Below are 10,960 nucleotides of genomic sequence, written 5' to 3' on the forward strand. Positions count from 1 at the left end.
TTCCTCCTCGAATTCCTTCGTGAAACGTCGCTGCTTCGTCATCGAGTTCGCCTTTCACCTCAAGGGAACTCTCCACTTTTCCGGGGCAAGTCCATCTTGCGTCTCAACGAGTTCGGTGACGACGTCGGAGCCGCGAACGAGGGTCAGATCAACGGGGCACCGGTCGGCGATCGATAGTAGCTTGTCGCGCTGCTCGGCGGTGAGGTCCCCGACGAGGCGGATATCCCGGTTGAAGCGGTCTTGCGGCGTACGATCCTTGTCCCGACTGTGAGAGACGGCCACAAAAGCCTGATCCAGTGGCAAGTTCACCCGCTTTGCATAGAGGCGCATCGTGATAACGGTACAGGCAGCCAGACCTGCCGCGACCAACTCATAGGGTGTCGGCCCGCTCGCGAGACCACCCATCTCTACGGGTTCATCTGCAAGGAACCGGTGACGCCCCGCCTGGATAGCAACCTGGAACCTTCCTGCGCCGGTCTCATGCGCGGTCACCCCAGCCATGGGCTGGACAGGTCGAATGTCCCAGTCTGTCGCCGGCAGGTAGCGCGAAGCCCAGGCAGCGATAACCGATGCTGCATATTCTGCGTCCGCGCGCTCGCGCAACAGATGGTCGGCCTGATCCAGTGACACAAAGCTCTTGGGGTGCTTAGCGGCCTGAAAGAGGCGAGATGCGTTCTTAATTCCTACGACGTCGTCGCCAGGGGCGTGTAGCAGAAGCAGTGGAAGCTGCAGCGCTCCGATCCGCTCTTCCAGCGCCTGGGCGCGGGCATCCGTGACGAACTTGCGACCGACGACAAATGGTCTGTCAGCAAAGCTGACCTGCGCGCTTCCATCGCGCTCGATGCGCGTGAGACACTCTGGATCGATTGTGCTGAGGATATGGGCTACATCTGCAGGGGCGGCAATCGTGGCCACGGCGCGGACGGTCGGGATATCCACCGCGGCCATCAGACATGCCGCTCCGCCTAAACTATGTCCTACAAGGAGCGTGATCGGCATTTCAGCATCGCTCATTGCGTTCGCTGCACAAACCAGGTCCGCCACATCGGAGGCAAAGCCCGAATCGCGGAACTCACCCGCGCTGCCGCCAAGCCCGGCGAAGTCGAAGCGCAAGACGCCTATACCGGCCAGAGCCAACGCCCGTGAGATTCTGACGGCGGCGAGGCTGTCTTTCCCGCATGTGAAGCAGTGGGCGAAGAGGGCCCAGCCTCGCGGCGTCGTCGCAGGATGCTCGATCCGGCCAGAGAGTTGCTCCCCGGTACTGCTCATGAAATTGAATGCGGTTGCGGGCATGCCATCACCGTGCGTTGATGCTGTGGGGGAACAGGGCTGAAGGCCTGAAGCCTCCAGCCCTGATTGCTGTTCAGTTTTCAGGCAAAGCGTCGATGACGTCGAAGACCCGAGCGGTGTAGGTCAGCGCAGCGCCCGAATTCATAAAAATGGTGAAAGCCATCGCCTGAGCAATCTCTTCGCGCGTGAGGCCAAGGGAGATCGCTTTCTGGGCGTGAACCGAGATGCATCCGTCGCACCGGGTCGTGACTGCCACGGCCAGAGCGATCAATTCCATGACTTTGGGGTCAAGTAACCCGGACTTGGTCACGCCCTGCTCAACCATCATCAGGCCCTTCATCGAATCCGGGCTCAGCTTGGCAAACTCGCCGACGCGCGACATCAGCACGTCGCGATATCCATTCCAGTCCTGCATGTGATCATGATTGTTCAAGTCGAATACCCTTCATTTGGCTATCGCTTCGCGGTGGAGCGCTCGAGCTAATGGGTCAGCCGGGCGAACCGCTAAGCCGTTGAGAACAGCTGATCGGGCGCAGATGTCGAACTGCAGCGCTGAGCCGCAGACGATGATCGCGGTTCCTCTCATACCGACGGCGTGCCACTTCCCATCGTTGGAAGGTCAAGACCGAAATAGCCTGAACAAAAAAATGGCGGGCCAGGGCCGCAGCGCTATTGCGAACTATTCGTGATAAAGATAGGATGTTAGGATGAATGGCGGATCTGGGGTCGTCGTTCTCCCATCATCAATCACATGAGGGCGACCCTATGCCGCGCTTCGTCACGCCTCGTTCCCCTGTCCCCACCGACAGGTGCAAATGCCAATCCAATCCACTGTGCGCTGATCCGGGCAACGTGTTGCCGTTTAACGGGCCAGCGTCATATCCGATGACATTCCCGCCGCTGCTCCTGGGCACCGTATCGGGCGCGAGAAACTCCGCATGGCCTCTCTGGGCGGCGCTTCTCAGCCTGCTGTTTCTGGCATTCTCCGCAGTCTCGGCCAAAGCGCAGACGGTGAACAATGCCGACGTCGCGGTGGTGCAGCGCTATTTCGATGCCTGGAACAGCGGGGACATAGCAGCCCTGAAGGCAACGCTGGCGCCGTCGGTCGAGTATTTCAACACAAGCAATGGGGCGGTGAAGGCCGGCGTTGATGCGGTCACCGAAGTTCCGGTGCTGCTCAGCGGAATGATGCCTGATCGCAGACTCACGCTGCTTGCGGCTCCAGTCGCATCCGGCAATCAGGTCGCCGTCCAATGGACATTCAAAGCGACGCATCCGAGCGGTGTAAAAGAGCAGGGGCCGGTCACCTTCAGGGGAGCAAGCTTCTTTCGCGTTGAGCAAGGACGCATCGTCTGGATTGGCGACTACTACAACCACGCTACCCTCGAGGGGCAACTCGCGCGCTGAGCCGAGTGACGAAAACCTAGCAAGGATTTCCCGATGCCATACTTCACCCGCCCCTCACAAAGGGGCGTGCGTCGGCGCGCGCGCCTTCTTTGCGCCGTCAGCGCATTTTCTGGCATAGCGTTTTTGCCGCAGGCCGCCGTAGCGCAGTCTCCAACTTCCGATGGGCGGGCCGCGAATGACGAGCAGCCGGGCTGGCGGGACGAGATTATCGTCGTCGGACAGGGAGAGCGACAATCGCCGTCCATCTATACTGTCCCCGTCGTGACTGCCGCTACGCGTCTACCGCTGACGCTGCGGGAAACGCCACAGGCCGTCACCGTCATGACGCGCGAGAACCTCGATGATCAGCAGCTGAATTCGGTTCAAAATGCCCTCGAAGCGACGGCCGGCCTGTCTTCGAGAACCCTCGATAGCGAGCGCGTCACATTCTACGCACGTGGGTTTGCAATCGACAGCTTCCAGTATGATGGGATTCCAACAGCGTTCGTCAGTGGCGCGAGCTTTCTCGATACAGCTTTCTTCGAGCGGTTCGAGGTCGTGCGGGGTGCAACCGGCCTGCTGACCGGCACCGGCAATCCGTCGGCTTCCATCAATCTGGTACGTAAGCGGCCTGGTCGCCAGTTCGCAGCCTCTGCGACGCTGAGCGCCGGATCGTGGGACAATTTTCGCGGCATGGCTGATATCTCGGCGCCCTTGTCTCGCGATGGCCATGTGCGTGCCCGGCTGGTCGGGATTCTGCAAGATCGCGAGGGTCATGTGGACAGATATCGCCAGGCAAAGCGGAGCGTCTACGGCATTGTCGAGGCAGACCTTGGCCCCCGGACGCTCATCAGCATCGGCTATGACCATCAGGCGATCCGTCCTGAAGGCACGACCTGGAGTGGCATGCCGCTCTGGTTCTCGGACGGAACTCCAACGCGATGGTCCCGATCCAAATCGATGACGGCCGACTGGAGCCGTTGGGACAATACACTGGACTCGGCGTTCTTGACGCTTGAGCACCAATTCGCAGGACAGTGGGCCGCACGCGCAGCTGTCATGCATCAGCGTTCCTCATCGGATGCGCGCTTGTTTTCCGGGCTTGGCTATCCGGATCGCGTGACCGGCGAAGGCCTTCAGCCATTTGCCCTGGCGAGCTACACGCGCAGCCGGCAGAACAGCATCGATGCGACGCTATCAGGGCCTGTCAGCCTCTTGGGACGAAAGCATGACCTGGTGTTCGGCGTCATGGCGAACAGGCGGGTCGCCAACGAATTCAGCAGTGGCTTCGTGCTACCGTCGACGCCGTTTGAAAGCATATTCGATTGGACCGGCGCGTATCCCGAGCCCGATTTTGACGCTCGGCCGTTCTCGCGGACCCGTACCGTTACGCGGCAGGGGGCATTTTATGGTGCCGCCAAGCTCGACATCGTTGATCGGCTCAAGGTGATCGTCGGCACGCGGTTGACGTTCTACGATCTAGAACAACAGACGGCGCTTACATCCTTCGAATTCTCCAAAAGTGGCAGGATCACACCTTACGCGGGCGCCGTGCTTGATCTCGATTCCCACCATTCGGCCTATGTCAGCTATACAGAAATCTTCAATCCGCAGACCAACAGAGACCGGGACGAGAGGATGCTGGCGCCGACAAACGGGCGCAACGTCGAGTTCGGGGTCAAGGGGAGCTATTTCGGCGGCCGCGCCAGTGCATCGATCGCGGTCTTCAAATCCTGGCTAGACAATGTCGGCCAGATCGACCCGGGCCAGCTCTTGCCGGATGGAACGCAGGCGTATTTCGCCGCAAACGGGACCACTTCGCGGGGCGTCGAAATCGATCTGCAGGGCGAAATCCTTCCCGGCTGGAACACCTATGCCGGCTTTGCCCATTTCGTGGCAGAAAACGCCGACGGCGGCCGGTTGAATGCTGAGCTTCCCCGGACATCTGGGAGAATTTTCTCGACCTACCGATTTGCCGGACCGCTGCGGGCGGTGACCGTCGGTGGAGGCGTGAACTGGCGCAGCGCCTCTTTCGAGTCCGCCGCCAGCCCCATGGGTCCGGTTCGGACGCGTCAGGTGCCCTATGCGCTCGTGTCCCTCATGGCGCGCTATGATCTGTCGGCCCGGACTGACCTGAGCCTCAAGGTCAACAACCTCACCGATCGTCGCTACACCGTCGTGAACGGCTTCTTCAATCAGGTCCTGTTTGGCGAGCCGAGAAACGCGATGCTTGCGCTCACGGTGCGTTACTGATGCCCGAAGGGTGAGAAGCGGCTCAGGGGGGAGACGGTCGGAGACTGAAATGGCCGGGCCGACGCAAAGATGTTGACGCATGACATATGAACATGTATTCATACGTCATCATTGTTCATTCGCGAGTCTCGCATGTCAGCACACGCACACGCTGACCATGGTCACGGCCATGGTCATGATCACGACCATTCCCACACCCCGACCATCACCAAGGATAATGAACGTAAGGTCCTCCTTTCGTTCGGTCTGATCGCCTCCTTCATGGTCGTCGAAGTGGTGGGCGGCCTCTGGTCCGGCTCGCTGGCCCTGCTGGCGGACGCCGGCCATATGATGACGGACGCGGCGGCGCTTGCTCTTGCATACGCCGCGTTCCGCTTCGGGCAGCGCTCGCCCGACGCCAAGCGCACCTTCGGCTACCTGCGTTTTGAGGTCGTCGCCGGCCTTATCAACGCCGTCACTTTGTTCGCGATCGTCGCCTTTATCGTCTATGAAGCCTGGGAGCGTTTCAATCAGCCGCAGCCAGTCATGGCCGCGCCGATGTTCGGGGTCGCGATCGCTGGGCTTCTGGTGAACATTCTTGTCTTCTGGATCCTCACGCGTGGCGATAGCGAGCACGTCAACATCAAGGGCGCAGCGCTCCACGTCATGGGCGATCTGCTGGGTTCCGTGGGCGCTGTAGCCGCTGCCGTGGTCATCTATTTCACTGCCTGGACGCCTATCGATCCCATCCTCTCCGTGGTGGTCTCGCTTCTGGTCCTGCGCAGTGCCTGGAAGCTCCTCGGCAAGTCGCTGCACATTCTGCTGGAAGGCGCGCCGGATGGCGTTTCGGCTGAAGAGATCGAGCACCATATCCAGGACACGGTGCCGGGCGTTGCGTCGCTCAGTCACATCCACGTATGGTCGATCACCTCGGGGCGGACCCTTGCAACCATGCACGTCCGTCTCGCCGAAGGTTCGGATCCTCGCACGGTCGTACAGGCCGTCGAGCGGCAGCTTATTGATCGCTTTGAGATCGAGCACCCCACGGTTGCCGTGGATTGGAGCGGCTCGGACAGTTGCAGCCTTTCGCCCGAACGGACTGCTGCTGCGCCGAACAAAGCCAGCCACGATCATAGTGGCCACGACCATGGTCACGGCTCCGCCAAGAAGTCCACATGTGGCGGGGGTGCCGGAAAGCACGCTCACGCCCACTAACCGATCCGAGCCCCCCGCTCGGTCCCGTCGCCCCTGCCGCCCCAGAGCGGGGGCGACGGCTTCCCTCGAACAACCCGGGGCGGACTACAGGTTGTTCCGTTCGAAGTTCTCACGCCAGACGCTGTGCCCAACCTCGTCACGTGTGAGCTAATAGGGCAAAGAACTAATGCTCTGTTTCAAGCCATGACAAAAGATATAGTCATTTTTCTGTCATATGAATTCAGTGCTCGTTTCCGTTGTCTTAAATAAGGTGCGATCTTTAAGATGCGCATTACAAGACGAAGTGATGATACGGAATAACATTAACGGCGATCATGGTTCGTTGAAGATTTAGGTTCTCGGATGACATCCTTGGGAAAGCCGATTATGTACCTCGCCATGCGCCGCTTAGGACGTTTCCTTCTCTGCCTGCTGTCGTTGTCCATGCTGACGACGACGCTTGTGCATGCTCTGGAAGTTCCCAGCGCTCCGACCATCGAATGTTCGGGCTATGTGCATAGCGATGGCGACATGGATCAGACGCAAGGCGATACCGACAAGGCGATGCCGCACCATCACGGCGGCTGCCATGGTTCGTCAGCGTTCGTGCCGACCCTTGCCAATAGCGACATGATCTCTCTGGCACTGACCGCTCCGGTGGTCATCCCTCAACCTATATCCTCCAAGCGCTGGGCCATCGGCCCTAACCTGCGCCCGCCGATAGCCTGACAGAGCCATAGCGGATTGCTGCGCCTGAATTCGGGCCAGTGGTCATCCATGCCTCGTGTTCAGGATTCCCTTTCATGTTCCGATCCATTGCAGCCTTGCTGGCTGCCGTGTCCTGCGTCGCTGTGGCGCAGGCACAGGAAACGCCTGCTGCGGTAGCAGGGGCGTTACCCTACACCCTTGACCAGGCGGTTGCCGCTGCTGGCGGCAGTGCGCCGGCGGCAGAAGCTGCACAGGCCAATGTCGAGGCGGCGCGTGCCGCTCGTACCGTCGCTGGCCTTCGACCCAACCCGACCGTGCAGACCCAAGTAGAGAACATCGCGGGGAGCGGACCGTATAGCGGCGTTGGCAGTGCCGAATCGACGGTCAGTGTCGCAATCCCGATCGAGCTGGGCGGTAAGCGCTCGGCACGCATTGCGGTCGCTAATGCTCAGACCAATCGGGCTCTGCTCGTCTCGGCCATCACACAGGCGGACATCAGGCTACAGGTCACCCAGCTCTATGTGGAGGCAGTTGCAGCCGAACGCCGTGTCGAGACCGCACGCGATCAGTCTCGCATTGCCGGCGATGCCGCTAATGCCGCCAGTGTTCGCGTAAAGGCCGGGCGCGCCTCACCGATCGAGGAACAACGCGCCAACGTGGCCAAAATCAACGCCGACGCCGAGTTGATCCGAACCATTCGTCTGGCTCAGGCATCCCGGGCCAATCTGGCTCGTCGGATAGGGCAATCGGTGGACGGTCCGCTGGATACGGCATGGCTCGAGCGTTTGCCGCATGGATATGGTCCAGATGTTCCACCGACTGCAGCAGGCACGCTTGCTCTAGCGGCAGCGGACGCCGATCTGGCAGTTGCTGACGCGAATGTCCGGCTTGCCCGATCGCAACGGGTCCCCGATCTCGAAGCTGGACCTGGTGTACGCAGACTTTCGGCCACCAACGACACCGCGCTCATCTTCACCGTCACCATGCCGATCCCGATCTTCAATTCGGGCAGGGCCGCCGTCACGCAGGCCCGAGCGCAGCGCAATCAGGTGGAAGCGCAGAAGCGAATGACTGCGCTCGATATCGAGCAGGCCATAACCGATGCGCAAGCGGCCGCATCCAACGCTGCCGTGACCGCTCAAACTGCGACCGGACCTGCTCTTGAAGCAGCCCGCGAGGCGGCCCGCATCGCCCGTATCGGCTATCGGGAAGGCAAGTTCAGTCAGCTCGACCTGCTCGATGCGGAGCGAACGCTGGCGCAGACACGGCTCGCTGCCATCGACGCGCTCACCTCCTACCAGAATGCCCGTGCGCAGCTGGAGCGCCTGACCGCGCCAGCGCCGGAACAGGGGAACTGATCCATGCAATCCAGGAAGATCATCCACGCCGCTCTGCCTTTGTCGCTCATGCTCGCACTCGCCGCGTGCGGCGGTGGCACCGAGGAGACTGCGAACAATAAGGCCGCGCCTGCTGCTGAACATGAGGAGGGTGGCAACGCCCATGCGGACGAGGGCAAGATCACGCTGAGCGCCGACCAGATTGCTTCGGCCGGCATTCAGACCGCTCGGCCTCTGTTGGGAGGTGCGGGTACGATCGAGCTACCCGCTACTATCGATGGAGATCCACAAGGCACGCAGGTCGTGTCGGCCGCAATCGGCGGCCGTGTCGTGTCGTTGACCCGCAACCTTGGACAAGCGATCGGCCGGGGGCAAACGCTCGCGATCATCGAGAGCCGCGAGGCTGCATCTCTCAATGCCGAAACAGAGGCTGCCCGTGCGCGGCTGTCCCTGGCAAACAGCAATCTCGCGCGTGAGCAGCGATTGTTTTCGCAGCGTGTATCGCCCGAGCAGGACCTCATTGCCGCTCGCACAGCAGCGACCGAGGCCCGGATTGCGCTTCGTCTGGCGCAGCAACAGGTCGCGGCAGCCGGGACTGGGGGTGGGGGCCTCAATCGCATCGGCATCGTGGCACCTATGTCGGGCCAAGTGATCGGCCGTAGCGTGGTGCTGGGCCAAACGGTCGCTGCCGACGCCGAGCTGTTCCGCGTCGCAAATCTTTCCAGCGTCTCGCTCTCACTCAACCTTCAGGCCCAAGACGCCGGTCGGGTTCGTCCGGGCGCCACGGTGAGCGTCAAGGCTGGGGGTCGCCACGCAACTGCGAAAATCACATTCGTGTCGCCAGCGCTCGATGCCAACACCCGGCTCGTCCCCGTGATCGCGACGCTCGACAATCGAGAGGGTATCTGGCGTGTCGGCGAGCCGGTGACTGCGTCGATTGCCCTGGCGGCAAGCGGGGGCGACAGTACAGTCCACGTGCCTTTGACCGCCGTGCAGACGGACGAGGGTAAGTCGATCGTCTTCGTGCGGACAAAGACCGGTTTCCAGGCGACGGCTGTCCAGCTTGGCGACACGGCTGGCGACAGCGTGATCATCAAGTCGGGTCTCAAGGGCACCGAGGAGATCGCAACCGTCAACAGCTTCACGCTCAAGGCCGAGCTCGGCAAGGGCGAAGCCACCCATGAGGATCATTGAGCCATGATCGCCCCCATCGTAAACTGGGCGGTCGACAAGCGCTGGCTCGTCCTGCTGCTAACCGCCCTTGCCGCCGTGATTGGCGCTGTCGCGCTGTATCGCCTGCCGATCGACGCAGTCCCCGACATCACCAACAACCAGGTCCAGATCAACGTTCGCGCGCCCGCGCTTTCGCCTGAACTGGTCGAGAAGCAGGTTGCCTTCCCGATCGAAACCGCGCTGGCCGGAATTCCCGGCCTTGAATATAGCCGCTCGCTCAGCCGGAACGGCTTTGCACAGGTCACGGCGGTCTTTTCGGAAGACACCGACATATTCTTCGCCCGGCAGCAGGTGGGCGAGCGTCTGACCGGCGTGTCCGAGAATTTGCCGGACGGCGTGACCCCAGAGATGGGGCCGATCGCGACGGGGCTGGGCGAGGTCTATATGTGGACCGTCCGGCTGGAGCACCGCAAGGATGACAAGCATCAGCCCGGCGAACCCGGCATGCAGCCCGATGGGAGCTACATTACGCCAGAAGGCGAACGGCTGACCAACGACGCTGACAAGGCGACCTATTTGAGGACGGCCCAGGACTGGATCGTCTCGCCATTGCTCAAGAATACGCAGGGCCTTGCAGGCGTCGATTCGATCGGTGGCTTTGCCAAGCAATTCCTCGTCGTCCCCGATGTCCAGCGCCTGGCGTCAATGGGTATCACCCTGACGCAGCTCAGCACGGCTCTGGAGCGCAATAACACAAGCGTCGGAGGAGGCTTCGTCAATCGCAATGGTGAAGGCCTGGCAGTCCGGGCTGATGCCCTTGTCCGAAATGCCGACGAACTCTCCAAGATCGTGGTGGCGACCAGGGAGGGCGTCCCTATCACCCTTTCTCAGGTCGCTTCTGTCCGTACTGGTCAGGCAATCCGCATGGGATCTGCCTCGGAGAACGGCACAGAGGTGGTCGTCGGCACCGCGATCATGCGGATCGGTGAAAACAGTCGCACGGTCGCGACGGCTGTCGCCACGCGACTGGAGGAGATCAATGCTTCGCTGCCGCCCGACGTAATCGTCCAGCCGGTACTCGACCGTACGGCGCTGGTGAACTCAACCATCAAAACGGTTGCCAAGAACCTCAGCGAAGGCGCGCTGCTGGTTATCGTCGTGCTGTTCCTCCTGCTCGGCAACTTCCGTGCCGCGCTCATTGCCGCAATCATCATTCCAATCACCATGATGCTGACGGGTTTTGGCATGTTGCGGGCCGGCGTGTCGGCCAACCTCATGAGCCTTGGCGCGCTCGACTTCGGCCTCATTGTCGATGGCGCTGTCATCATCGTCGAGAACGCCTTGCGACGCATGGCGGAGAATCAGCATCGCGAAGGGCGTCTGCTGAGCGTGAAGGAACGTCTCGACACTGTCGCTTCTGCGGCACGCGAGATGATCAAGCCGTCGGTCTATGGCCAGGCGATCATCATCCTCGTCTATGTGCCGCTGCTCACCTTGACCGGCGTCGAAGGCAAGACCTTCGTTCCGATGGCGCTCACCGTCATCATTGGACTTGCCCCGCTTAAGTGGAGAGGCATTTGCTCAGCGTGACGCGGTTCGTTCGAACTGCGCGGGGCTGATGTAGTCGAGCGCGGAGTGAC

At 61.2% G+C, this 10,960-nt stretch carries 8 protein-coding genes and 1 pseudogene; 7 read left to right on the forward strand and 2 right to left on the reverse strand.

The features are described 5' to 3' along the window. Positions 1-54 precede the first annotated feature (54 nt). Positions 55-1,293, reverse strand: a complete 1,239-nt coding sequence (locus ACQKJZ_RS15305) for a bifunctional alpha/beta hydrolase/OsmC family protein (RefSeq protein WP_427732062.1) — start codon at positions 1,291-1,293, stop codon at positions 55-57. Positions 1,294-1,363: 70 nt separating this feature from the next. Next, positions 1,364-1,723 carry a carboxymuconolactone decarboxylase family protein gene (locus ACQKJZ_RS15310; RefSeq protein ID WP_235181762.1) on the reverse strand — a complete coding sequence of 120 codons (360 nt, stop codon included), beginning with the start codon at positions 1,721-1,723 and terminating at the stop codon, positions 1,364-1,366. A gap of 278 nt (positions 1,724-2,001) precedes the next feature. Here ACQKJZ_RS15310 and ACQKJZ_RS15315 point away from each other — a divergent pair, with 278 nt between their 5' ends. The 7 genes and pseudogenes from ACQKJZ_RS15315 to ACQKJZ_RS15345 form a co-directional block, all read left to right on the forward strand. After that, on the forward strand, positions 2,002-2,697 hold the full coding sequence (locus ACQKJZ_RS15315; RefSeq protein WP_080993746.1) for a nuclear transport factor 2 family protein: 696 nt from the start codon (positions 2,002-2,004) through the stop codon (positions 2,695-2,697). Positions 2,698-2,730: 33 nt separating this feature from the next. Then, complete coding sequence (locus ACQKJZ_RS15320; protein WP_427732065.1) at positions 2,731-4,929, forward strand: TonB-dependent siderophore receptor; 2,199 nt, start codon at positions 2,731-2,733, stop codon at positions 4,927-4,929. A 132-nt stretch (positions 4,930-5,061) separates the two neighbouring features. After that, complete coding sequence (locus tag ACQKJZ_RS15325; protein ID WP_037445065.1) at positions 5,062-6,123, forward strand: cation diffusion facilitator family transporter; 1,062 nt, start codon at positions 5,062-5,064, stop codon at positions 6,121-6,123. A gap of 366 nt (positions 6,124-6,489) precedes the next feature. Continuing rightward, positions 6,490-6,831: a hypothetical protein gene (locus ACQKJZ_RS15330; RefSeq protein WP_234415797.1), complete on the forward strand. Its 342-nt coding sequence runs from the start codon at positions 6,490-6,492 to the stop codon at positions 6,829-6,831. 74 nt (positions 6,832-6,905) lie between these two features. Continuing rightward, positions 6,906-8,168, forward strand: coding sequence for a TolC family protein (locus ACQKJZ_RS15335; protein ID WP_037445066.1), 1,263 nt, complete (start codon positions 6,906-6,908; stop codon positions 8,166-8,168). A gap of 3 nt (positions 8,169-8,171) precedes the next feature. Next, positions 8,172-9,341: an efflux RND transporter periplasmic adaptor subunit gene (locus ACQKJZ_RS15340; protein ID WP_052648640.1), complete on the forward strand. Its 1,170-nt coding sequence runs from the start codon at positions 8,172-8,174 to the stop codon at positions 9,339-9,341. 3 nt (positions 9,342-9,344) lie between these two features. Beyond that, positions 9,345-10,877, forward strand: a pseudogene (locus ACQKJZ_RS15345) (efflux RND transporter permease subunit); the annotation flags it as partial. Positions 10,878-10,960 lie beyond the last annotated feature (83 nt).

Source organism: Sphingomonas sp. NPDC019816, from assembly GCF_050274375.1.
Taxonomy (GTDB): domain Bacteria; phylum Pseudomonadota; class Alphaproteobacteria; order Sphingomonadales; family Sphingomonadaceae; genus Sphingomonas.

What these genes read in the sequence shown, in the direction of transcription:
- ACQKJZ_RS15330 (WP_234415797.1), top strand. Translation starts at nt 6,490, where the DNA reads ATGTACCTCGCCATGCGCCGCTTAGGACGTTTCCTTCTCTGCCTGCTG.
- ACQKJZ_RS15335 (WP_037445066.1), top strand. Translation starts at nt 6,906, where the DNA reads ATGTTCCGATCCATTGCAGCCTTGCTGGCTGCCGTGTCCTGCGTCGCT.
- ACQKJZ_RS15320 (WP_427732065.1), top strand. Translation starts at nt 2,731, where the DNA reads ATGCCATACTTCACCCGCCCCTCACAAAGGGGCGTGCGTCGGCGCGCG.
- ACQKJZ_RS15325 (WP_037445065.1), top strand. Translation starts at nt 5,062, where the DNA reads ATGTCAGCACACGCACACGCTGACCATGGTCACGGCCATGGTCATGAT.
- ACQKJZ_RS15305 (WP_427732062.1), bottom strand. Translation starts at nt 1,293, where the DNA reads ATGCCCGCAACCGCATTCAATTTCATGAGCAGTACCGGGGAGCAACTC.
- ACQKJZ_RS15340 (WP_052648640.1), top strand. Translation starts at nt 8,172, where the DNA reads ATGCAATCCAGGAAGATCATCCACGCCGCTCTGCCTTTGTCGCTCATG.
- ACQKJZ_RS15315 (WP_080993746.1), top strand. Translation starts at nt 2,002, where the DNA reads ATGGCGGATCTGGGGTCGTCGTTCTCCCATCATCAATCACATGAGGGC.